This window comes from Streptococcus dentasini, assembly GCF_053206945.1.
The window spans coordinates 56,831-79,186 of the sequence record NZ_JBRUHS010000003.1; the positions used below are offsets into that span (position 1 = coordinate 56,831).

At 40.3% G+C, this 22,356-nt stretch carries 29 protein-coding genes, 2 tRNA genes and 3 pseudogenes; 26 read left to right on the forward strand and 8 right to left on the reverse strand.

What is annotated here, in order from left to right:
• The first annotated feature begins 16 nt into the window (after positions 1-16).
• The 11 genes and pseudogenes from ACVR1G_RS03205 (at position 17) to ACVR1G_RS03255 (ending at position 7,374) form a co-directional block, all read left to right on the forward strand.
• Complete coding sequence (locus tag ACVR1G_RS03205; protein ID WP_447451768.1) at positions 17-643, forward strand: alpha/beta fold hydrolase; 627 nt, start codon at positions 17-19, stop codon at positions 641-643.
• 36 nt (positions 644-679) lie between these two features.
• Entirely contained in the window at positions 680-841 is a 162-nt protein-coding gene (locus ACVR1G_RS03210) for a hypothetical protein (RefSeq protein ID WP_447451769.1), read from the forward strand.
• A gap of 2 nt (positions 842-843) precedes the next feature.
• The gene (locus tag ACVR1G_RS03215) at positions 844-1,650 is read left to right on the forward strand and encodes an abortive infection family protein (RefSeq protein WP_447451770.1); all 807 of its coding nucleotides are present in this window, start codon (positions 844-846) and stop codon (positions 1,648-1,650) included.
• Between the two features lie 65 nt (positions 1,651-1,715).
• Positions 1,716-2,099: a DUF2513 domain-containing protein gene (locus ACVR1G_RS03220; RefSeq protein WP_447451771.1), complete on the forward strand. Its 384-nt coding sequence runs from the start codon at positions 1,716-1,718 to the stop codon at positions 2,097-2,099.
• Positions 2,100-2,115: 16 nt separating this feature from the next.
• Complete coding sequence (locus ACVR1G_RS03225; protein WP_447451772.1) at positions 2,116-3,291, forward strand: hypothetical protein; 1,176 nt, start codon at positions 2,116-2,118, stop codon at positions 3,289-3,291.
• A 255-nt stretch (positions 3,292-3,546) separates the two neighbouring features.
• The gene (locus ACVR1G_RS03230; RefSeq protein WP_447451773.1) at positions 3,547-4,020 is read left to right on the forward strand and encodes a GNAT family N-acetyltransferase; all 474 of its coding nucleotides are present in this window, start codon (positions 3,547-3,549) and stop codon (positions 4,018-4,020) included.
• A gap of 76 nt (positions 4,021-4,096) precedes the next feature.
• Entirely contained in the window at positions 4,097-4,477 is a 381-nt protein-coding gene (locus ACVR1G_RS03235) for a hypothetical protein (RefSeq protein WP_027975045.1), read from the forward strand.
• Between the two features lie 121 nt (positions 4,478-4,598).
• Entirely contained in the window at positions 4,599-5,498 is a 900-nt protein-coding gene (locus tag ACVR1G_RS03240) for a helix-turn-helix transcriptional regulator (RefSeq protein ID WP_447451774.1), read from the forward strand.
• A 60-nt stretch (positions 5,499-5,558) separates the two neighbouring features.
• Positions 5,559-6,173, forward strand: coding sequence for a GyrI-like domain-containing protein (locus tag ACVR1G_RS03245; protein WP_447451775.1), 615 nt, complete (start codon positions 5,559-5,561; stop codon positions 6,171-6,173).
• A 48-nt stretch (positions 6,174-6,221) separates the two neighbouring features.
• Entirely contained in the window at positions 6,222-6,839 is a 618-nt protein-coding gene (locus ACVR1G_RS03250) for a DJ-1/PfpI family protein (RefSeq protein ID WP_447451965.1), read from the forward strand.
• Between the two features lie 9 nt (positions 6,840-6,848).
• Positions 6,849-7,374, forward strand: a pseudogene (locus tag ACVR1G_RS03255) (DUF1697 domain-containing protein).
• 78 nt (positions 7,375-7,452) lie between these two features.
• On the opposite strand, the gene ACVR1G_RS03260 reads toward ACVR1G_RS03255, so the two are convergent.
• Together ACVR1G_RS03260 and ACVR1G_RS03265 are read right to left on the reverse strand one after the other, a co-directional pair.
• A complete protein-coding gene (locus ACVR1G_RS03260; RefSeq protein ID WP_447451776.1) occupies positions 7,453-7,731 on the reverse strand; it encodes a putative quinol monooxygenase in 279 nt (92 codons plus the stop codon).
• A gap of 93 nt (positions 7,732-7,824) precedes the next feature.
• Entirely contained in the window at positions 7,825-8,139 is a 315-nt protein-coding gene (locus tag ACVR1G_RS03265) for a winged helix-turn-helix transcriptional regulator (protein WP_447451777.1), read from the reverse strand.
• A 105-nt stretch (positions 8,140-8,244) separates the two neighbouring features.
• Between ACVR1G_RS03265 and ACVR1G_RS03270 the strand changes: the two genes are divergently transcribed.
• The 10 genes and pseudogenes from ACVR1G_RS03270 to ACVR1G_RS03315 all read left to right on the forward strand — a co-directional run bounded on the left by ACVR1G_RS03270 (position 8,245) and on the right by ACVR1G_RS03315 (position 15,916).
• Positions 8,245-8,859 (forward strand): nitroreductase family protein, encoded by a 615-nt coding sequence (locus ACVR1G_RS03270; protein ID WP_447451778.1) that lies wholly within the window; start codon positions 8,245-8,247, stop codon positions 8,857-8,859.
• A gap of 328 nt (positions 8,860-9,187) precedes the next feature.
• Entirely contained in the window at positions 9,188-9,943 is a 756-nt protein-coding gene (locus ACVR1G_RS03275) for a hypothetical protein (protein WP_447451779.1), read from the forward strand.
• A 24-nt stretch (positions 9,944-9,967) separates the two neighbouring features.
• Positions 9,968-10,111: pseudogene (locus ACVR1G_RS03280) on the forward strand (rRNA adenine N-6-methyltransferase family protein); the annotation flags it as partial.
• Positions 10,102-10,548, forward strand: a pseudogene (locus tag ACVR1G_RS03285) (nitroreductase family protein); the annotation flags it as partial. The pseudogenes ACVR1G_RS03280 and ACVR1G_RS03285, both read left to right, overlap by 10 nt.
• A gap of 272 nt (positions 10,549-10,820) precedes the next feature.
• The gene (gene proB / locus ACVR1G_RS03290) at positions 10,821-11,897 is read left to right on the forward strand and encodes a glutamate 5-kinase (protein ID WP_447451780.1); all 1,077 of its coding nucleotides are present in this window, start codon (positions 10,821-10,823) and stop codon (positions 11,895-11,897) included.
• A gap of 12 nt (positions 11,898-11,909) precedes the next feature.
• Positions 11,910-13,154 (forward strand): glutamate-5-semialdehyde dehydrogenase, encoded by a 1,245-nt coding sequence (locus ACVR1G_RS03295; RefSeq protein ID WP_447451781.1) that lies wholly within the window; start codon positions 11,910-11,912, stop codon positions 13,152-13,154.
• Between the two features lie 9 nt (positions 13,155-13,163).
• On the forward strand, positions 13,164-13,952 hold the full coding sequence (gene proC / locus ACVR1G_RS03300; protein ID WP_447451782.1) for a pyrroline-5-carboxylate reductase: 789 nt from the start codon (positions 13,164-13,166) through the stop codon (positions 13,950-13,952).
• 47 nt (positions 13,953-13,999) lie between these two features.
• Positions 14,000-14,872, forward strand: a complete 873-nt coding sequence (gene rsmA / locus ACVR1G_RS03305) for a 16S rRNA (adenine(1518)-N(6)/adenine(1519)-N(6))-dimethyltransferase RsmA (RefSeq protein ID WP_447451783.1) — start codon at positions 14,000-14,002, stop codon at positions 14,870-14,872.
• Between the two features lie 115 nt (positions 14,873-14,987).
• A complete protein-coding gene (locus ACVR1G_RS03310; RefSeq protein WP_447451966.1) occupies positions 14,988-15,497 on the forward strand; it encodes an MBL fold metallo-hydrolase in 510 nt (169 codons plus the stop codon).
• Positions 15,498-15,511: 14 nt separating this feature from the next.
• A complete protein-coding gene (locus ACVR1G_RS03315) occupies positions 15,512-15,916 on the forward strand; it encodes a hypothetical protein (RefSeq protein WP_447451784.1) in 405 nt (134 codons plus the stop codon).
• An 18-nt stretch (positions 15,917-15,934) separates the two neighbouring features.
• Here the strand turns inward: ACVR1G_RS03315 and ACVR1G_RS03320 are convergent, their stop codons facing one another.
• The 6 genes from ACVR1G_RS03320 to ACVR1G_RS03345 form a co-directional block, all read right to left on the reverse strand.
• Positions 15,935-16,123 (reverse strand): hypothetical protein, encoded by a 189-nt coding sequence (locus tag ACVR1G_RS03320; protein ID WP_447451785.1) that lies wholly within the window; start codon positions 16,121-16,123, stop codon positions 15,935-15,937.
• Entirely contained in the window at positions 16,120-16,335 is a 216-nt protein-coding gene (locus ACVR1G_RS03325; protein WP_057489981.1) for a helix-turn-helix transcriptional regulator, read from the reverse strand. The genes ACVR1G_RS03320 and ACVR1G_RS03325 overlap by 4 nt, the downstream gene beginning before the upstream one ends.
• Position 16,336: 1 nt before the next feature.
• The gene (locus ACVR1G_RS03330) at positions 16,337-16,915 is read right to left on the reverse strand and encodes a hypothetical protein (protein ID WP_057489980.1); all 579 of its coding nucleotides are present in this window, start codon (positions 16,913-16,915) and stop codon (positions 16,337-16,339) included.
• The gene (locus tag ACVR1G_RS03335) at positions 16,905-17,330 is read right to left on the reverse strand and encodes a hypothetical protein (protein WP_447451786.1); all 426 of its coding nucleotides are present in this window, start codon (positions 17,328-17,330) and stop codon (positions 16,905-16,907) included. The genes ACVR1G_RS03330 and ACVR1G_RS03335 overlap by 11 nt, the downstream gene beginning before the upstream one ends.
• Before the next feature lie 200 nt (positions 17,331-17,530).
• Positions 17,531-17,619: transfer RNA gene (locus ACVR1G_RS03340), tRNA-Ser, on the reverse strand.
• A gap of 125 nt (positions 17,620-17,744) precedes the next feature.
• Positions 17,745-17,827 (reverse strand) — tRNA-Leu (locus ACVR1G_RS03345).
• A gap of 109 nt (positions 17,828-17,936) precedes the next feature.
• Between ACVR1G_RS03345 and rsgA the strand changes: the two genes are divergently transcribed.
• From rsgA to ACVR1G_RS03370, 5 genes are read left to right on the forward strand one after another with little or no spacing between them, the layout of a single operon-like run.
• Complete coding sequence (gene rsgA, locus ACVR1G_RS03350) at positions 17,937-18,809, forward strand: ribosome small subunit-dependent GTPase A (protein ID WP_447451787.1); 873 nt, start codon at positions 17,937-17,939, stop codon at positions 18,807-18,809.
• Between the two features lie 7 nt (positions 18,810-18,816).
• Positions 18,817-19,476, forward strand: a complete 660-nt coding sequence (gene rpe, locus ACVR1G_RS03355) for a ribulose-phosphate 3-epimerase (RefSeq protein WP_447451788.1) — start codon at positions 18,817-18,819, stop codon at positions 19,474-19,476.
• Entirely contained in the window at positions 19,469-20,113 is a 645-nt protein-coding gene (locus ACVR1G_RS03360) for a thiamine diphosphokinase (protein WP_447451789.1), read from the forward strand. The genes rpe and ACVR1G_RS03360 overlap by 8 nt, the downstream gene beginning before the upstream one ends.
• Positions 20,098-21,372 (forward strand): DNA recombination protein RmuC, encoded by a 1,275-nt coding sequence (locus ACVR1G_RS03365; RefSeq protein ID WP_447451790.1) that lies wholly within the window; start codon positions 20,098-20,100, stop codon positions 21,370-21,372. Before ACVR1G_RS03360 ends, ACVR1G_RS03365 begins: the two co-directional genes overlap by 16 nt.
• Positions 21,362-22,300 carry a 3'-5' exoribonuclease YhaM family protein gene (locus tag ACVR1G_RS03370; RefSeq protein WP_447451967.1) on the forward strand — a complete coding sequence of 313 codons (939 nt, stop codon included), beginning with the start codon at positions 21,362-21,364 and terminating at the stop codon, positions 22,298-22,300. Before ACVR1G_RS03365 ends, ACVR1G_RS03370 begins: the two co-directional genes overlap by 11 nt.
• Positions 22,301-22,356: the final 56 nt, after the last annotated feature.

A 22,356-nucleotide genomic window follows, 5' to 3' on the forward strand; every position in this document is an offset into this window, starting at 1 on the left:
AATTGGAGGAAGGGAAATGGAGCATGTTTATCTGCACGGTTTAGGCGATTCTCCATCTGTCTGGCGAGATATAGCAACTAAAATTCCTTCAGAAAAATCTTCTATTTTGCCTTTAGGGGATTGGTTTGATAAAGAGCATCCACATTACAAACAATTATATGAAGGTCTAGAAAACTACTGTCAAGCTACTAGCGAGCCATTGGTTTTGTCTGGACATTCACTAGGAGCTATACTGGCCTTACATTATGCGGCTGCTCATCAGGATAAAGTTTCTGGCTTGATCTTAATTTCTGCTCAGTATAAGACACCTAAATGGCTGATACAAGTACAAAATTTCATCTTTCATTTCATGCCTGAGCAGACTTTTAAAGGTTTGGGGCTGACAAAAAATCGGGCGATTGAATTTATGAATTCCATGCTAGATGTTAATCTAGAAGAAAAATTGTCGGCAGTCTCTTGTCCGACTTTGGTATTATGTGGAACAAAAGATGTTCCCAATAAGAGGGCTGCCAGAGAGTTAGCCAAGCGTATAAAGGTAGCTCAATTAGAATGGATTGAAGGTGGAGCCCATCAAGTGCTTACTTCTCACTCGGGACAGATTGAAGAGGTTATATCTAAATTTTTAGAGGGTCAAGAGAAGTGATCAATAGGGGATAGGATAACCTACAAGATTGGAAAAATGATAGGAAATAAAGGCGATAGACTGAATGACTTCCTGTATGAGGTTATCTTTGTTCCAAAAGGAATCGAAAAGCCTGACAAAGACATTATTAAGCGCCCAGAACACTTTAACATTAGCTTTGTGGAAGTTGAGGGTGTGATGAAAGGATTTGATAAATAATTATGGAAATTTCACCAGTTTATAGGATGGAGTTATTGAAAAAAGTTGAAACAAAAATATGGAATAAATATAGTAGCTATAAAAACGTAGAGCAATATATTAGACTGAACCAAACAGTGTATGACAATTTTGGAAATGCTGATTTTTATATTTCGTATTTTACGGAAGGAAATAATAAAAATAAAATTAATCTATCTGAAACCTTGGGGAATATAGCTATAGAAGTCCCTGATAAATTACTTCAAATGGCTATAGATTTAGGAATTGAAACGCCTGATTTTATTCCGTCAATTCCAACTTTTAGAAATGAGCTGAAAGCTGATTACAAAAATGCTTCAACAAGTTTTGAGAAAGCTTTTCAAAATATTGAAAAAGACCCTGCAGAATCAGTAGGTTACGCTAATTCAGTTTTAGAAAGTATTATGAAGGAAATTTTGAAGGATAGTAGATTTTCGGATATCAATGCTTCTAACTTAACAAATGGGAAATTAGTGAAAGCTATTTTAAAGAAATTTGAGCTTAATCCTAATTTAGAAATGCCTGATGAAATGAAAAGTATCAGCAGCTCACTTACAACTATTTCAAAGGCAATTGAAGATTTGCGTAGTGATAAAACATCATTTCACGGGCATGATTCTGATAAATACCTTATAGATGAACCATTATATGCTTATTTTGTTATTAATGCTTGCGCAACTGTGGGGTTGTTTCTAATAAATTTTTATGAAAATAAATTTCCGAAATATGGGACAGAAGAAGATAGTGATTTAGACATATTTAACATTAGCGATGATGATTTGCCTTTTTAGATGGAGTTACTACTCTGGTAAGATAAGTAAAGGATTTAAATATGGAGATACGGAGGTAGAGGGAAGTGAAATTTAATCCAGAGATTGCTAGAGATATTTCATTAGATATTGAGGAGTTATACCAATATCCAGAGCCCCTTGTGTTTTCTACACCAGAAAAATTTAATAGAGCAAAAAAGTATGATATTAATACTATTACCTATCGTTGTAATCTCCTTAAAGAAGCAGGATTTTTAAATTGGGATCCTAAGTATGGAAATAATAAATTTCAAATGGGATTTGTAAATGGATTAACTTATGAAGGTCATCAATTTTTAGATTCTGTTAGGAGTCCTAAAGTTTGGAGAGAAACTAAATCACGTGCTGAAAAATTAGGAGTGTTTACTGTAGATGTGATATCGAAAATAGCTTTAAATGTTATTTTAGACATGATAAATAGATCAAAATAAGCTACACGAGGTATATATGACAAATGAATTAATAGAAAGAAAAGGTAATAATGAGATTATCAGAAAAAAGTTAGAACAATTTTCTTTATTTACTTCTGATATTGATAAAAGAACCACAAATATTTTTGCAATTAGTAATCCGTTTGAGACGATTTTGCCACAATTACTTGACAGTGACGTATATCCTACTATAAATCAAATTGTTATTTCACATGATACGAATTTAGTCAATGCTATGACTGTTAGAGATCAAATTCACTCAGCGATTTTTGATGAATCTACTGGAAAACTCTATAAACCTGATTTTGATAATTTGTCGCCAGATGTAAAAAATAAGTTGGAAGCTGGAATATATAAATTAGGTGATTCTAAAAAGGTTGAAGGGAACTTACGAGCAGTAATTGTAGATACTCAAAATAATAATACTAGGGTTGAAGATTTGACATTAAAAGAAGTTGACGAGAGGGTAGATAATTCATCTGAACTTTCAACTCAGTTACAGTTAAAACAGATTTATGAGTTGTTGCTTGATATACAAAGTACACAGGAATATCAAGTGATATGGGATAGGAATAATAGTATTCTTAGTCCATTTTTTGAGTCTAGGATGAAAATAATTGAGGCTCAGAGCGAGACAAACCATGAAAAGAAGTTTAAGTTACTTGAAAAAGCTTCTAATTTGATGGAGAAATCAATTAGCCATATCAAATCTGATATGATTTCTAATAAAAACGAAGTTCTAAAAAAGATAAATCAACCAAATTATTTATATTCATCATTTGAAAGGCATACTAATTTTATTTTAGAGGATATTCAGTTGTATACTAAAATTGTTGGTATGCAAATATATATTGATTTTACACTAGATAAACAAGGACTTGCTAAAGAAAGGTTTTTAGCTTATAAAAGTTCAATTAATGAATTATCGGAATACAATGTGCCTATAAATAGAGGTTTAGTTGTAAAACTATTAAAAAAGGTGCCAAAAATTAAAAATTTGGAGTATATTCAAAAGCAAGAATTTGGAAGTGTTCTTGAGACCATTCATGAGAACTATCGTACTTCTGGTAAAAACATAGATTTTTGGCTAGATTTAGATAGAAAGATTAAAAAATTGAATAGTGAGAAGACGTTAATTGAGAATAGCAAGCAGTCTAAGTTTATTAAGGAAGAAAATAATGATGAAAGATAAAAAGGAGAGGCAGTGCATCAATAGATTTTGTAAGAAAACTTTGACAACGAACAAAAAGGTGCTAATTTGTGATAGTTGCAGAAAGAAGGGACGTGATTGGACGTTTGGTATTTTGGGGACAGTAGCATCCGTTGTGTTTTTGGAAAAGCAGATCAATAAAGATAAATAGCAGACTAATCCATAACTTACAATACTCTAAAGTACCATGGGTTCATTTTTTAGAATTTTTTAGTTAAAACTTTCTGGGAGAATACGATGACCTATAGGATTAGAAAAATGAAAAGAGATGAAGTAGATAGACTGAATGACTTTTTGTATGAAGCGATTTTTATTCCGGAAGGGGCGGAAAAGCCTGATAAAGAGATTATCAAACGCCCAGAACTGCAGCTATATGTCAAAGACTTTGGCAGTCAGTTTGGGGATTTTTGCCTGGTGGCAGAAATCAATCAAGAGCTAGTCGGTGCTGTATGGAGCAGGATAATGGAGGATTATGGGCACATCAACGATGATACGCCTTCTCTATCTATTTCCCTTTTCAAAGAATACAGAGGGCAGGTGATTGGAACAGTCCTGATGAAAGAAATGCTGACCTTGCTCAAAACAAATGGCTTTAAGGCAGCTTCTTTATCTGTTCAAAAGGCTAACTATGCCGTTAAACTGTACCGGAAACTAGGTTTCCGCACAGTATCTGAAAAAGATGAAGAGTTGATTATGGTGGCTGAATTATAGTAGGTTATTCTAGTTTTTCAATTCGATATGACTTTGGAGAAAGTTAAGTAATGGCAAGGTATAAAGGAGTGCAAATATGAAGGCTATTGAAAATTATCAGGCAGAAAAATATCAACAAACTAATTATGAAAAAGTTGAATCAGGCATTTATCAGACCAAAGATGAGAGTGGAGAACTTCAGTATGTGACTTCATTGTCTTTTGTACAGGAGCCCGACTTGGGTGAGGGAGCTGGTGAGGCTATATCGCAGTATCCTCTGGAGGATATTTTAGAGGAATTTTACTGTTATATTAGCGATTTTTATAGGGATATGAATACAGCGGATTCTGAAAAAAACTATCTGGAATTTGCCAGCCCTGACTTAGCAGATATCCAAAAACTTCGTTCTATTATTGGGAAACACGTTTACAATGCCGAAGAAGACGGTTTTGTAAAGTTGATGATTGATGAAACCTAAGGAATAGGAGACGGCCAAGCAGATTTGCAGAAGGTTTTGAAGCTTTTGCTGAGTGAAAAATATCCTAACCCGATAATCTCTGTCAGGCTTGTGCTGTCCTATTTGTAGGAGCAATTGATTTATGAAAAATAATAGACTATTTAAAATTCTATATTACGTACTGGAGAAGGGTAAAGTAACGGCTAATGAATTGGCTGAGAAATATGAAGTCTCGGTCAGGACCATATACCGAGATATCGATGTTATCAGCAGTGCAGGCATTCCGATTTATGCGACTCAAGGCAAGGGTGGCGGCATCGAAATTTCTGAAGACTTTGTACTGAGGAAGTCCCTTCTCTCTGGGAAAGAACAAGAGCAGATTTTAATCGCCCTGAAAGGTCTGGAGGGAACAAGTAAAGAATATGAGAATGAGCTTCTGACAAAATTGTCGGCCCTCTTTAAAATGAAAAACACCAATTGGATAGAGGTTGATTTTGACAGCTGGCAGGGGAATAAGGCCTATGGTGAGTTATTTAGAGACATAAAGTCAGCCATTATCGATAAAAATATTGTAAGATTCAGGTATTTTTCCAGCAGTAAAGAAGAGACTTATAGAGAAGTCAAGCCAATCAGGCTTTTATTTAAAAGCTGGGATTGGTATGTCTATGGTTTTTGTTTGCTCAGAAAAGATTTTAGATATTTTAAACTGTCTCGTATAAAAGCCTTTGAAATATGTTCGGATAGCTTTGACGATCAATTCGATAGTATTGTTTTGCCAAGGGAAGTAAAGACTAAAGATACAGTAGCAATCAAAATGAAATTTGATAAAACAGCAGCATTTAGGGTCTACGATGAAATGGCTGAATATGCTGTAGAAGATAAAGAGGGCAATCTCTGTGCCGAGATAGAATTGCCTAATGACGACAACCTTTATCGCTATATTCTTTCCTTTGGCGATGCAGTAGAAGTTTTAGAACCAGAGGATGTTCGAAAGCAAATGAGAGAAATGACTCATAAAATGGCCAAAAAATATAGAACCTGACAAATGGTGTCAAGTATCTTCCTGTACAATAGAACTATCAAAATACAGGAGGATTAGATCATGAAATACGAATGGAGAAAACAGGAAAAAGCTCTTTATGGTGTCAAGCAGACACCGGTCGTAGTAGAAGTACCCAAACAGCAGTTTATCCTGATAAAAGGCAAAGGTAATCCCAATGAAGCGGATTTTTCAGATAGGATATCCGCCCTATATGCGCTGGCCTATGCTATCAAGATGCAGTATAAGAAAGATATGAAAGATAGGTCCGATGCTGAAGTGACGGATTTTACCGTCTATCCTTTGGAGGGACTTTGGGAAAATGGTGATGAGTCAGCATTTGATAAAAACAAACTGACCTATACACTGATGATTAAACAACCTGATTTTATAAGGCAGAAGGATTTTACCAAGGCGCTTGAGACTGTTAGAAAGAAAAAGCCTAATGACTTGTATGATGAGATAGGCTTTGAAGAAGTAAAAGATGGCAAAGCTATTCAGATCTTACATATGGGAAGCTACGATGATGAACCCAAGTCTTTTGCATTGATGGATCAACTTGCCAATGAACTCAGCCTTACACGAACAGCCGATTTTCACAGAGAAATCTACCTAAGCAATCGCAACAGAACAGCTGAAGACAAGCAAAAGACCATACTAAGATACTCTGTGAGGTAGGAAATACATGGAAAAAGTTATTCAATAGGGGTGTGTGAGGCAGGAATGATGAAAACCGTTTATATGTACGTCCAAGATACTATGGCTGATTGGGAGCATGGCTATTTGATGCAAGCTTTGAGCCTGCAGACTATGCTGAAAAAGCCCAAAGTTTCGTTTAAGACGGTAGGCAGGACAAAAGCGCCGATTGGGACAGCCAGCGGCATTACTCTAGTGCCCGATTTAAGTCTAGATGATATAGATGTTGCGAGTACAGCAGCTTTGGTGCTCATTGGCGGTGAGACTTGGCTAGATGAGGAGCAAGCAGCTATTTTGAACCTTGCGGCCAAGTTGTTACAGGAGGGGATCTTGGTTGCCGCTATCTGCGGTGCTACCTTGGGGCTGGCTGACCGTAGTGCCTTAAATACACGTTTCCATACGAGCAATGCTCCTTTTTACCCAGAAATGAGTCCTCATTATACTGGGCAGAGGTATTACAAAGAAGATGTGGCTGTTTGTGATGGCAATCTGATCACAACAAGTTCCGCTGGTTCGCTCTTGTGGGCCAAACTGATTGTGGAAAAATTAAACTTGTATGCTAACAAAACCATCGAAGCTTGGTTTGACTATTTTTCTACGGGAGATGTTGCCGCTTATGCTAGATTGATGGCTTCATTTTCAGAGTGAGAAGACCTGATGAAGAAAGCGATTATCCTCCTGCGTGGCGTTACGCCGACCAGGCCAAATAAAATTCCCAAGATGGCTTATCTTAGGGAAATTTTAGAAGTGGCAGGTCTGCAGTCCGTAGAAACCTATATTCAGAGTGGGAATATTGTTTGCGAGACGGATTTAGCCGATAAAGACGTCAAAAATCTCGTCCACGATACGATTTTAAAAAATATCGGAGCGAATTTATCCGTCATTGTCAAAAGCTCTGAGCAACTAGCAAAGGCTACTCAGGAGAATCCTTTTGGTGAGACCTATGATAGTTCACGTGTTCATCTGGTGTTTACTAATGATCACTGCCTTCGGAGAAAATCGCTCAGCTCCTAGAGCAAGATTTTGGTGATGAAGTGTTTGCTGTCGGCAGTGAATGTCTGTATCTTTACTACCATGTGATGCTGAAAAGAAACGGCTGAATACCAACTTTCTAGAAAATAAGTTAGGCATTACCGCAACCATGCGTAAGCTTAGTGTCACGAAGCGTTTGAGTCAGCTGTGAAAAAGAATTGCAAAGGGAGTGGGAAAGAACCCAAAAATTGAAAGTTTTGGTTCGTATTCCCACTCCCTTTAGAATCATTTAGTCAAATACAGTCACAATTGGTTCAGCTGATGACCAATCAGACAATTGGTCGAAAAATTGGGTGAAGGCCGGTGTTTGGTTGTGGCTATCAATGGCTTCTTGATTTTCCCACTGTTCAATCATGATAAATTGATTGGGCTTGTCCACAGCTTGATAGAGCTGGTAGCTGCGGTTTCCTTTTTCTTGTCTTGAGGATTCAATCAGTGGTTGAACGGCCTGTAAAAAATCTTGACGTTTGCCTTCTTTAATAAAGAATGTAGCGTTGATTGTTTTCATAAATGGCCTCCTTGTAATTGATAATACTGGTAACAGTCTATAAATTTATAGACTAAATGTCAATATTTTGGTGCTTTCTAACACAGAGGGCAGCTACATATTATCTTTACCCCATGTGTTGAGTTTGAGTAAAAGCTTCAATAGTTCTTGTCCTTTTGCTGTTAAACGGTACTGAGTGTGGAAAGGCAAGGTTTGTAGGTCTGTTTTGAGCACTAGGCCATCGGCTATTAAATCGTTTAAAGCGCGTGTCAGCATGGTTTTAGTGATTCCCTCTACTTCACGCTTTAACTGGTTAAAACGAATGGGCTCATGCTGCGAGATCATCCAGATAATATTGAGTTTCCATTTTCCTGAAATACTGTCCATTAATCTTGATAACCCACAGTTCCAGTGTGTTTTTGGTTGCATAGAAAGGTCTCCTAAGACAGTAGTCACAAAAAAGTGACTACTGTTTTTTCATCATTAGCTTTATTATAATGAAATTGTTGAGAAACACAAAGGAGGATACAAGTTGTGGAAAATATTTTAAGCTTTTTGGATGAGCGTCGGTCTATCAGATATTTTGATTCCCAAGCAATCTTGGAAAAAAGTGTGATCGTCGATATGCTGAAACATGCCAGCTATGCACCGTCTGGCAACAATTTCCAGCCTTGGCGCGTCGTAGTTGTTAAAAATAAGGAAAAGCAAAAAGAGTTGAGGAAATTATCAGCTAATCAGCCGCAGGTTGAAACAGCCTCCGCAGTGTTTCTCTTGTTTGGAGATAAAGAGGCTTATGATTTGGATTGGTGGCAGGAATTTCATATGGAAAAAGGCATTGTTACAAAAGCTGAAGCAGCTGTCCGTTCTGAGCGGATTGGTCAGTATTTTGCCCTTCACCCTGAGGATAAGGATATTGAAGGATTGCGATTGGATGTTGGTCTCTTTGCTATGAACCTCATGCATGTTGTCCGTGCCTATGGTTATGAGAGTGTGCCGATGAGGGGGGTGGATTTTGAAGCAATGAAGGACTACCTAAAACTCTCTTCTGATTGGGAACCTATTTTAATGTTGTCTGTGGGGAAAGCCTTAAAATCTGGTCATCCCCATGTTAGGAGAAAGGTAGGAGAGTTTTCGGTTTTTATTGATTAATTAGCTTAACTGTTCTAGGTCGCCCGTCACCCCTGTTTTATTTATGGTAGAATAAATAGAAAGAATTAAAATAGAAAGTGCACCTATGAGAATAGCAGATTACTCTGTGACCCGTGCCATTTTGGAGCGTCGCGTTGTCAATCTGAAATGTCAAAATAGAAAAAAATCTCAGATGGTTCTGTAAGAAATGATGCTCTTTCAAATATCTTTTAGCCAAAGCAGTCTAATTTTGTAACTATTGACGTATTACTTTCTAAATCCTATGACATGGAAAATAGAATGTGTTAGAATTAGCTTGAATAAATGTCTATTTAGAAAAGGCATCTCTATGACTAAAAAACGCACAAAATTAGTATGTATTACCCTCTTAATTCTTTTACTTTCTTTGGGTTTATCAGCTGGAATCCCCATCAAAGGACAAGGTTTACAGTTTGTATTTTCCGCTTTAATTGGAATCATTTTACTTATTAAGAATATCAAGGCCTTCAAGTTTCAAGATTTAGTTCTTTCCCTATTTTTTGCCCTCTTATTAAACTTATACTATTTCAATCGCCACGAAGTGATTTCGCCCCTGACCTACATGCTTATTCCTAGCTATTTAGGAGCAATGGCAAGTATTAGGCGTTACGATATTGACCAATCGATAGTGAAGAATAATCTAATAAGAACACTAAGTATAATCATTGGATTGGGAACACTATTGGGAGGAATTAATATTTTATTAGTCTACTTATCTGGTGGGAGTAACTTTGGTTTCTTTCTTAATCTGGACAACTTACTAAAGTCGCTAGTCCCTGGTATTTCTGAAGAAATTATTACTCGTTTTGTGTATCTAGCCTTAGTCTTTAGTTTGTTAAAACGCAGACCTGAACATTTAATTGAGAATTTATGTACCTATACCTTAATGATTTTTCCCCATGTATTAGGACATTTTGTCGGACATATCCCTATTGCTGAAGTTATCCTCCTATCTATCTTTTTTGGTTTTCCATTGGCTTATTTGCAAAAGAAAATTGATTTAATTACCGCCATTGGGACTCACTCATATATAGATTTGATCCGTTATATTGTTTTTAACGCTTGATTAGAAACCTAGAAAGAAATACACATGAGAATTGCAGATTATAGCGTGACGAAGAGCGTACTTGAGCGTCACGGATTTACTTTTAAGAAATCCTTCGGTCAGAACTTTTTGACCGATACCAATATTTTACAGAAGATTGTGGATACCGCTGAGATTGACAAGAACGTCTTGCAGCATTTGCAGCAGGGCAGCTGCAAGTCAAGGAGGCTTCCGTAGTCTTTTTGCTCTTTGGTGATAAAAAGGCCTATGACTTAGAGAGGTGGCAGGAATTTCATGTGGAAAAAGGTACTGTTACAAAAGCTGAAGCAGCTGTCCGTTCTGAGCGGATTGGTCAGTATTTTGCCCTTCACCCTGAGGATAAGGATATTGAAGGATTGCGATTGGATGTTGGCCTTTTTGCTATGAATCTTATGCATCTTGTCCGTGTCTATGGTTATGACAGTGTGCCGATGAGAGGAGTGGGTTTTGAAGCAATGAAGGACTACCTAAAACTCTCTTCTGATTGGGAACCTATTTTAATGCTGGCTGTGGGGAAAGCTTTGAAATCTGGTTACCCGCATATCAGACGTTCCCCAGACGATTTTGCGGTTATTATAGAGGAGTAAAGGAAGTAAGAGGGGAAGGGAAAGAATTCAAAAATGGAAAATTTGGGGTCGTATCCTCTTGTGCCAAGGGCTTACTCCAAAATAGGAAGACTGGACGAATTTTTGCCCAGTCTTCTTTTTATGGTAGAATAAAATAGAAGATACTAGAACATTTTATGAAAATGACCTATTAAATGAGACAGACTGTCTTTTATTGTACTGTTACCAGAGGTAGTAGAAGCAATCAAGAGGAAGTTTTATCTAGAGATAGGCTGCAGAAGGAAATCATTATAATGAAAAAACAAACATTCGTCTTTAAGGTTGGAACAAGTTCCCTGACTCAGAAAAATGGAAATTTGGATCGTATTAAACTAGCCCGTATCACTAACCAGCTGGCCCAGCTCCACCAACAAGGGCATGATATTGTTCTTGTTACATCTGGCTCTATCGCAGCGGGCTTTAGGCGTCTAGGATTTGAGAAGCGTCCCAGAAAAATTGCTGAAAAGCAAGCTAGTGCAGCGGTCGGTCAGGGGCTTTTGATTGAGGAATACACTCAAAATCTCATGAAAGACAGCATTGTGGCGGCTCAGGTTCTATTGACTCAGGACGACTTTGCGGACGATCGTCGTTATAAGAATGCCTCTCAAGCTCTGCAGGTTTTATTGCGTCAGCGAGCTATTCCTATCATTAATGAAAATGATACCATTGCTATTGAAGAGATTAAGGTCGGAGACAATGATACGCTCTCAGCTCAGGTTGCTTCCTTGGTCAAGGCGGATCTTCTGGTTATCCTGACTGATGTCGATGGACTCTACTCTGACAATCCTAGTAAAAATCCTGAGGCTAAGCATTTTGATAAAGTCGTCAACATCACGGACGATCTCTTTGAAATGGCTGCTGGTACTGGCAGTAGCAATGGGACCGGTGGTATGACCACTAAACTTCAGGCTGCTCAGATTGCAACTAAGTCCGGTGTACCAGTCTATATTTGCTCGTCTAAGAAAGATACGGCTCTCCTGCAAGCGGTTGGTCAGACTAATCGGGGCACTCTTTTCTTGGCGGATGAAGCGGGGATGAGCCAACGTGAGCAGTGGATGGCTTTCTATGCCCGAACAGAAGCTTATGTAGAGATTGACGAAGGAGCCAAGGAAGCTTTGGATGACCATGGGAATAGTTTACTGGCAGCAGGCATTACCAAGGTCAGTGGTGATTTTGAGGTCGGCGATATTGTAGAGGTCTACAATCAGCCCCAGCATGACTTGCTTGGTAAAGGACGTGCCAAGATGTCTTCGCAAGAACTACGAGACCTGTTGCTTCAAGAGCATGCTAAGGGAGTTTTTATTCACCGCAATGACTGGGTGGCTCTATAAGAAAGGGATAATATGACATCAACACAAGAATTATTAGATAGTCTGCTAGCTCATAAAGCGGCTATCAATCTGGCCAGTACGACCCAGAAAAACGAGGCGCTTGAGGCCATGGCTGCAGCCTTGGAAGAGCATATACCAGCTGTTTTGGCCGCAAATGAAGCAGATATGGCCGCAGCCCAGCAGGGCTCTATCAGTCCGGTTATGCAAGACCGCCTGCTGTTGACAGAAAAGCGCATCCAAGAGATGGCTGCAGGTATTCGAGCCCTGATCTCTTTGACTGACCCAGTTGGTCTGATTTTGGAAGAAAATACGGCTTCCAACGGGATGAAGATCGTCAAGCGCTCCCTACCTTTTGGATTGATTGGCATGATTTATGAAAGTCGGCCTAATGTGACCTCCGATGCCGCAGCCCTAGCCATCAAAAGCGGTAATGCTGTCATTTTGCGCGGCGGTAAGGAGGCCTTTCGCTCGGCCAATGCGATTGTTTTAGCCCTGAAGGCCGGTTTGGAAAAGGCGGGTATTGCTCCTGAAGTGATTGAATTGGTTCAGGATACCAGCCGTACTTCAGCGACTGAGTTAATGACTGCCAAGGGCAAGATTGATCTCTTAGTTCCTCGGGGCGGAGCAGGTTTGATTCGGGCTGTTGTGGAGCAGGCTACTGTGCCAGTTATCGAGACAGGGACGGGAATTTGCCATGTTTATGTAGATGCTGACGCTGATTTGGATAAAGCGGTAGCTATCGTTGTTAATGCTAAAACCAGCCGGCCGTCAGTCTGTAATGCTGAGGAAGTCCTTTTGGTGCATGAGGCTGTTGCCAGCGACTTCCTGCCTAAATTGGAGCGAGCTCTGGCCGGTGAGGTAGAGCTGCGTGCTGATGAGCAAGCTTTGGCCTATTTAAGCAGCGCTCATCCAGCCGGCGTAGATGACTTTGATACGGAATTTTTAGACTTTATTTTGGCTGTTAAGGTGGTTTCTGATGTAGCTGAGGCCGTAGAGCATATCGCTCAGCATTCGACAGGGCACAGTGAAGCTATTGTGACAGAGAATACTAAAGCTGCAAATTACTTTACCCAGTTGGTAGATTCAGCAGCTGTCTATGTCAATGCATCGACTCGTTTCACTGATGGCGGACAGTTCGGTTTGGGTTGTGAATTGGGAATTTCAACGCAGAAAATGCATGCGCGCGGCCCTATGGGCTTGCGTGAAATGACAACCTACAAATACATCATTACAGGTAATGGTCAAATTCGAGAATAGGAGACAGACATGAAGATTGGTTTTATCGGTTTGGGCAACATGGGGGGAGCTATTGCAGAGTCAGTAGCCAAGCTTGAAGTCCACGAACTCTTACTCAGCAATCATAATCCAGTTAAAGCCGAACAGATCCAAAAAGCCTGTGGTGGTGAGGTTTTATCTAATGAGGCGCTTATTGAACAGGCTGATCTAGTTTTCCTCGGCATTAAGCCACAATTTATAGCACCTATTTTGGAGGACTTATCAGAAACTATTGCTCATAATCCTGAAACTGTTTGGGTCTCCATGGCTGCTGGTGTTACAATTGAGCAATTGTCAACTTATCTGCCCACTGAAAAGATTGTTCGTATGATGCCTAATACTCCAGTGGCTATCAGTCAGGGAATGACCACATTTACCACCCGCAATCCTCAATTAGAATTGCTTTTTGAAGAGGTGATGGTCGAATCTGGCCAAGTTCAGAAAATTCCAGAAAAGCTGATGGATGCAGCAACAGCTATTGCTGGCTGCGGACCGGCTTTTGTCTATGAGATTATCGACATCTTGACTCAAGCCGGTGTACAAAATGGTCTCAGTGCAGTAACAGCTAGACGCTTGGCAGCTCAGACCCTGCTTGGAGCTTCTCAAATGGTGCTTGAGTCAGACAGGCATCCGTCTCAATTACGAGATGAAGTGACGTCACCCGGTGGTTCAACGATTGCTGGCTTGCTGGCTATGACTCAAGCTGGCCTGCAAGCTTCACTGGTCCAAGGGATTAATCAAGCCTTGGAGCGCACTAAAGAACTGACTAAAGATAAGTAGCCCTCAGTTTACCAGTATTTAGTTCCTTAAGAGAAGAAAGATTAGTCATGAAAATCGCAGATAAAACCGTTACCCGCGCCATTTTAGAGCGTCATGGGTTTACCTTTAAAAAATCCTTCGGTCAGAACTTTTTGACCGATACCAATATTTTACAGAAGATTGTTGACGTAGCAGAGGTTAATCAGAACGTCAATGTCATTGAGATTGGCCCCGGCATCGGGGCTTTGACCGAGTTTTTGGCGGAGAAGGCTGCTGAGGTCATGGCTTTTGAGATTGATGAGCGTCTCATTCCGATTTTGGCAGATACCCTGCGTGATTTTGACAACGTGCAGGTAATCAATCAAGATATCCTCAAGGCGGACTTGCAAACGCAAATTCAAAACTTTAAAAATCCTGACCTGCCTATCAAAGTTGTAGCCAACCTGCCTTACTACATCACCACGCCGATTCTCATGCATTTAATTGAGAGTAGGATTCCCTTTCAAGAGTTTGTGGTCATGATGCAAAAAGAAGTGGCAGACCGGATTTCAGCCGAGCCTAACACTAAAGCTTACGGCTCTCTGTCTATTGCGGTACAGTATTATATGGAGGCTCAGGTAGCCTTTATCGTGCCTCGCACCGTTTTTGTACCCGCGCCAAATGTTGACTCAGCCATCCTTAAAATGGTACGCCGCAATCAGCCTTTGGTGGAAGTGCAAGACGAAGATTTCCTTTTTGACGTCGCAAAAGCCAGCTTTGTCCACCGTCGCAAAACCTTGTGGAACAACCTAACCAATCGCTTTGCCAAGTCAGAAGACATCAAAGCTAAATTGGAAGCCGCTTTGGAGCAAGCAGAACTCCAGCCATCTATCCGCGGCGAAGCTTTGTCTATTATGGATTTTGCTAGATTGGCAGATGCGTTAAAAGATCAAGGAGTGTAAGATGTTAAGAGAGTTGAAGTACGGCAACACACGGACCTATCTTATTAAAGGTAGCAAAGAAATCTTGCTGGTTGATACAGACTGAGCAGGAAAGCTGCCACAGTTTTTCAAAGTTATCAAGCAAGCGGGGGTTCAGGTAGACACTATTGACTACCTCCTCATCACTCACTACCATCCTGATCATATGGGTCTGGCACAGGACTTGATGGCTTTGGGGATAGATCTGGTAGTCATGGACGTGCAGAAATCTTTTATCCATCAGTCAGACCATATCTTTGAAAAAGAAGGAAACAAGGATTTCAAACCGATTCATGATGAGGAGATTTTTCTGCTCTCTTGTGCCAACAGCAGAAGCTTCTTGGCGGCTTTGGGAATCGCTGGTGAGATTGTCCATACACCGGGGCATAGCGAGGACAGTGTGTCCTTAGTCTTAGATAGTGGTCAGGCTATTGTTGGTGACCTCTATCCTTTAGAGCAAGTACCGCTTTATGACAATCCTGTGCTGACAGAGACATGGAATAGTTTGCTCAGTCGTCAGTTGAAGACAGTTTATTACGCCCATCCTCTACCAGCTGACGTCAGTCGCTGGCAGTCTTTTGAAGAATACAAGGCAGATGTTGAATAGAGGCAGGTGAATTTATGAAGTTGATAAAGATTTTAGCTGGTCTTTGTGCTAGCCTTTATGTCCTACAGGCTGGTTTACATTTTCTCATTTTATTAGGGATGCCTTTGGGTGGTTTCTTTTTTGGCGGGCTTTATACCGTCTTTCCGCTTTGGCTGAGGCCGATCAATCTGATATTTACCCTAGTTTGGTTATTTTTTGCCTATTTTTATTTGACTTATGGGCAGATTCTTACAAGCCACTGGACAAAAAGAAGACTGGATCTTATTATGGTGATAATGACTAGTCTAGCCCTCCTGGCTACTGTTTTTAATCTCTTTATTAGTAGCAGTCTGCTTGAGAAATATGGAACCGGCAGTATGACAGCCTCGACCTTTTTACTGAGTTGCTGCTTGCTCACCTTATCAAAAAAATCCCGCTGAACGAGCAGGATTTTTTAATTAGCTTAATTTTTCAGGCTCTTCCACAAAAAATCGAACAACCGTTCCACAGTTTTTACAGATTTCTAGGCAGATCGATTGACCTAGCTTAGTGGCACTGCCCGAACGTGAAACACCAGCATAGCCTTTGTTTTGTTTGGCTGTAACAAATTGATTTTCCCCACAGTAAGGGCAAGTTTGTGTTTTCATGATTGATCCTCCTTATTCAGTTGAAAAATATCTTCCACAGGCAGCTGGAAAATCTCCGCGATTTTCAGCGCCATTTCAAGTGAGGGGTTGTAACGGTTGTTTTCTAGGTGGACAATGGTTTCCCTTCTGACCCCAATTAACTGCGCCAGTTCCTCCTGACTCATTTTTTTCGCCTTGCGTAATTCTTTGAGATTAGTTAGGATATTAGCCATCTTAACCACCTCTTTTCTCAAAGAGGAAAAAAGCAATATCAAAGGCCAAAATCATAACTGCGCCGAAGATCAAAATCATACCAGCTGTCAAGGTAAATGGGAAGAAGAAGGCAATAACGCTCAAAATCATCAAGCAGGCTAAGATCAAACTCAAGGTCAGGCAAGCAGCCTTAGCCAAGTCAGCATAAAAGCGTTCATCAGGCTTTTCGTCCACTTTTTTGAAAGCAAAGTAGAGGAAGAAAGCAACTAAAATCAAGAGCCCCAATCCTAAAAAGACATGCTTTATCCAGATAGGATTGCTATTTGGCGTGATAGCCCAAATACCTTTGGTATAAACCCCCATTGCGGCAAAGATTGTCATACTGTACAATTTTTCAGTCAATCCAAAATAGCGGTCTTCTGGTTTTTGAAAGGCTTCTTTGCGAAAGAGCCACAGAATGATAGCTTGAAACAGTAAAGCGATAATGAAGACAGTAGTTTTTATCCAAGCAGGATGACTTTGCGGTGTTAGAAACCACGTTAGAAACCACAAAAGTAACATCAGAAGCCAGGAAATATAGAGCCGTTTTTTATTTTTCATTAGTAAGCAACCTCCCTAGTTTTTTGTGACGATTCATCAGCCAAGCAGTAGTCGCGAAAATGACAGCTATCAAACCAAATGTTATGCCTAAAACAGCAAGCTTGATACTAACAGGATTTGAACTAACTGCGACATTGACAATCATCATTGGGATAACAAATAAACTTGGTATCAAGTAGGTCCAGCGGAATTTTTGTTTTTGCTGGGGAGCTTTTTTAAGATCAGATTTGGCAGGTTTATCAGGAAATTTGACAGTATTGACAATGATAGAAATAATGAAAATCAAAGCCATTGTAATGCCAAAGGTGACATGTTTGATCCAGACAGGATGAGAGTCAGTTGAGATTAACCAGATGACAAATAGTTGAGGAAGCACAATAGCGAATGTCATCCGTTTGTAAATATGGTTTTTCATAAGTCATCCCTTCTTTCTATATAAGATAAATGTTAATTATTTCTAACTCTTTCTGTTATAAATATATCACTTCTTCAAAATACTGTCAATAAAAAAGTGAATTATTTATCACTTTTATGTCGTGGGGCATAAAAAACGCCCCCAATCCTTTTTATGACAAAAAACTCCCGTCTATATGAGACGAGAGCTCGCTAACAATAAGGAAAGGACGGGATTTGAACCCGCGCATGAACAAAGTCCACTTGCCGGATTTCGAGTCCGGTGCCGTACCAAGCTGGGCCACCTTTCCAGAAGTCTTTCAAACCTGACAAGGCAAGAATTCCACAAAATATTATTTCGTTTCAAACGAGGAAACAAAAGGCAGCTTAACCTGAGTTAGGCGCCTTGCAGTGACGAAGTATCAAACGAAATAAATGCGGAGGAAGGGATTTGAACCCTCACACCCGTACGGGCACATGCGCCTGAAGCATGCGTGTCTGCCGTTCCACCACCTCCGCATACACAACTATTATAGCGTATTTTCTGAAAATTGCAAGGCTTTGTTTCTGCCCCAAAGAGAGGGCTTTTATGGTATAATAAGCCCATAAAATTCATAAAGGAGCTCATTTGCAAGGTAGAATTATCAAGGCTTTAGCGGGTTTTTACTATGTTGAGTCAGCCGGCCAGATTTATCAGACTCGAGCCAGGGGAAATTTCCGCAAAAAAGGACAGACTCCCTATGTTGGTGACTGGGTCGATTTTTCAGCGGAGGAAAATTCTGAAGGTTATATTTTAAAGATTCATGAACGGAAAAATAGTCTGGTCCGGCCGCCTATTGTCAATATTGATCAGGCTGTTGTCATTATGTCCGCCAAGGAGCCGGATTTTAATAGTAATTTACTCGATCGTTTCCTAGTCCTTTTGGAAGGGAAGCAGATTCGGCCTATTATCTATATTTCCAAGATGGATTTGCTGGAAGATAGAGTAGCTATGCAAGAAATCCGTAGGCAGTACCAGATTATCGGTTATGATTTTGTCTGGTTGCTAGATGAGCTGCTTCCTTATTTATCTGGAAAAGTGAGCGTTTTTATGGGGCAAACTGGTGTTGGTAAATCTACCTTGCTCAATAAAATTGCTCCTGAGCTGGACTTGGAAACCAAAACTATTTCTGATAGTCTGGGACGGGGACGCCACACGACTAGGGCAGTCAGTTTATATGACGCTTATGGTGGTAAAATTGCTGATACCCCCGGCTTTTCCTCTCTTAATTATGAGATTGGCAGTGCTGAGGACTTAAGCGAAGCGTTTCCTGAAATTCGTAAAGCTAGTCATGGCTGTAAATTCCGATCCTGCACCCATACGCATGAGCCTGACTGTGCTGTGAAGACAGCTCTCGAAGCCGGCCATATCTGGCAGGAACGCTATGATAATTACCTGCAATTCCTTAGTGAAATTGAAAATCGCCGAGAAGTCTATAAGAAAATTATTAAAAGAAAGTAGGAAATCCATGATAAAAAAGATTGCTCCTTCAATCCTTGCTGCTGACTATGCCAATTTTGCAAATGAGCTCAAACGTATTGACGCTACTAATGCTGATTATGTTCATATTGATATCATGGATGGTCAGTTTGTTCCGAATATTAGTTTTGGAGCAGATGTGGTTGCTAGTATGCGTAAGCACAGCAAAATGGTTTTTGATTGTCATTTGATGGTTGTTGATCCTGAGCGCTATGTCGAGGCCTTTGCTCAGGCCGGTGCTGATATTATGACCATCCACGTTGAAGCAACGAAACATATTCATGGTAGTCTGCAAAAGATTAAGACTGCAGGAATGAAGGGTAGTGTGGCAATCAATCCAGGAACGCCAGTATCGATGTTAGCTCCCTTGCTGCCCTTGGTTGATCAAGTGTTGATTATGACCGTTAATCCAGGTTTTGGTGGGCAGGCTTTTATCCCTGAAATGCTGGATAAGGTTAAAACAGTAGCGGCTTGGCGGGAAGAAATGGGTTATGACTTTGATATTGAGGTTGACGGTGGTGTCGATAATCGTACGATTGCAGACTGTGCGGAGGCTGGAGCTAATATTTTTGTGGCAGGCTCCTACCTCTTTAAAGCTGATGATTTAACAGCCCAAGTCCAAACCCTAAAGGATGCGCTCAATGACTGAGGTTGCCTTGATTGCCGGTGGGAGGCCTTGCGCTCCTGCTAGGGATTTTGATGTTTATGTCGGAATTGATGGAGGCAGTCTCTGGCTTTTGCAGCATGGCTTTCCTTTAGATTTAGCAGTAGGGGATTTTGATTCTGTTACTGTCGAGGAGCTAGCCTTGATTGGGCAGCAAGCAGGGAAAATGATTCAAGCTCCAAGTGAGAAGAATGATACGGATACCGAATTAGCAGTCAAGACCGTATTGAGTCAGTATCCCAAAGCCGTCTTGACTATTTACGGAGTATTTGGCGGCCGTATCGATCATACCTTATCAAATATTTTCCTCCCTAGCGACCCAGCTATCGCTCCTTATATGCAGCAAATCAGTTTAGTAGATGAGCAAAATCGTGTTTGCTTCCTTCCAGCGGGGACTCATCAACTCCAACCAGTGAAGGATATGACCTATATCTCTTTTATGACATCAGATAGCGCGGATTTAGTGATTAAGGGAGCTAAATATGAGCTGACGGGTGATAATTTTTTCAAAAAGAAAATATATTCCAGTAACGAATTTACGAATCAACCTATTGAGGTCACTGTAGCAACAGGCTACGTTATTGCTATTCAGAGTAAGGATAAGAAATGGTCGGATTTTTAATAATTATTGGTTTGGCTGGCTTGGGCCTTTCCGTTTATATAGTGAGGCACTTGATTGGTTTATCAGGTCAGTTGGAAAAAAAGCTGGATGATAATGCTGATAATCTCTCAGAACAACTTTCCTATCAACTGGATTTGGCAAAAAAAGATCAGGCACTAGAGCTTAATCAACAAATTGCTGCTTTAAAAACAGAACTCTATCAGCAACTAGCAGATATTCGTGATGTCCTCCACCAAAACCTGACCGACAGTCGCGATCGTTCAGATCAGCGCTTGGAGCTTATTAATCAAAATTTGACGACTGCCGTTCAGGATATGCAAAGGTCAAACGAGAAACGTTTAGACCAGATGCGCCAAACTGTTGAAGAGAAGTTGGAGCAAACGCTTCAGAGTCGACTGAAAACCTCTTTTGAGACTGTATCGAAACAGTTGGAGTCTGTTAATCAGGGTCTGGGTGAAATGAAAAGTGTGGCTCAGGATGTCGGCACCCTAAACAAGGTGCTTTCCAACACTAAGACTCGTGGCATTATGGGAGAGCTGCAGCTAGGTCAGATTATTGAGGATATCATGACGGATAGTCAGTACGAACGGGAATTTGCAACAGTAAAGGGTTCTTCAGAGCGTGTAGAGTATGCGATTAAACTACCTGGCAGTCATGAGAATGATTACGTTTATCTGCCTATTGATTCTAAATTTCCGCTGGAGGACTACTATCGCCTAGAAGAAGCTTACGAATCTGGTGACAGTGAGCAGATTGACAATTATCGGAAGTCACTTTTAGCCAGCCTCAAACGCTTTGCCAAAGACATTCAAAAGAAATATCTCAATCCACCAGAAACAACCAATTTTGGTATCATGTTTTTGCCGACTGAAGGGCTCTACTCGGAAGTGGTTCGCAACAGTACTTTCTTTGATGATTTGCGACGGGAAGAACATATTGTTGTCGCTGGTCCTAGTACCTTATCTGCTCTTTTAAATTCCTTATCGGTTGGCTTTAAAACACTGAATATCCAGAAGAATGCTGATGATATTTCTAAAATTTTGGGCAATGTCAAAACGGAATTTACAAAATTTGGCGGTATGCTAACTAAGGCACAAAAGCAGCTCAATACAGCTAGTAAAACGGTCGATACGCTACTAACGACGCGAACGAATGCGATTATTAAGGCTCTGGATACAGTTGAGGATTATCAGGATGCTAGCACCCAATCTTTGCTTAGTATTCCGCAAATAGGAGGTGGAGATGACCATGAAGATTAACCAAATGAAAAAAGATGAGGCTTTTGAAGGTTTCTATCTGATCAAGAAAGCTGAACTTCGCAAAACTCGAGCCGGAAAAGATTATCTGGCGATGACCTTTCAAGATGACTCTGGTGAGATTTCGGGCAATCTCTGGGATGCTCAACCACATAATGTTGAAGAATTTACAGTTGGGAAGGTTGTCCATATGCAGGGACGACGGGAAGTCTACAATGGGACGCCTCAAGTGAATCAAATTACCTTGCGCAACGTTAAGGAAGGTGAGCCTCATGATCCTGCTGACTTCCGTGAAAAATCACCTGTCAATATTGTCGAAATTAAAGATTACTTGGAAAATATGATGTTTAAGATTGAGAATGCGACATGGCAGCGAATTGTTCGTACCCTCTACCGTAAGTTTGATAAAGAGTTTTTCAGTTACCCTGCAGCAAAAACCAACCATCATGCCTTTGAAAATGGTTTGGCCTATCATACAGCCACCATGGTTCGTCTGGCTGACAGTATTGGTGATATTTATCCCACTCTCAATAAAAGCTTGCTTTTTGCCGGAATTATGCTCCATGATTTGGCTAAATGCATCGAGCTATCCGGTGTCGATGGGACAGAGTATACCATTCGCGGAAATTTGATTGGGCATATTGCTCTTGTCAATGAAGAAATTACCAAAACTATACTGGAGCTTAATATAGAAGATGGACGCGAAGATGTAACGCTTTTGCGCCATGTTGTTTTGAGTCACCATGGTCAGTTAGAATACGGCAGTCCAGTTCGTCCGCAGGTCATGGAAGCAGAAATCATTCACATGATTGATAATATTGATGCGGAAATGATGATGATGACAGCAGCACTTGCTCAGGTTGATGATGGCGAAATGACACGAAGGATCTTTCCACTGGATAATCGCGCTTTCTACAAGCCTAAATTATAGAATTAAAAGACGAACATTCCTATAATGTTCGTCTTTTAATGATTTTTATGATAAAA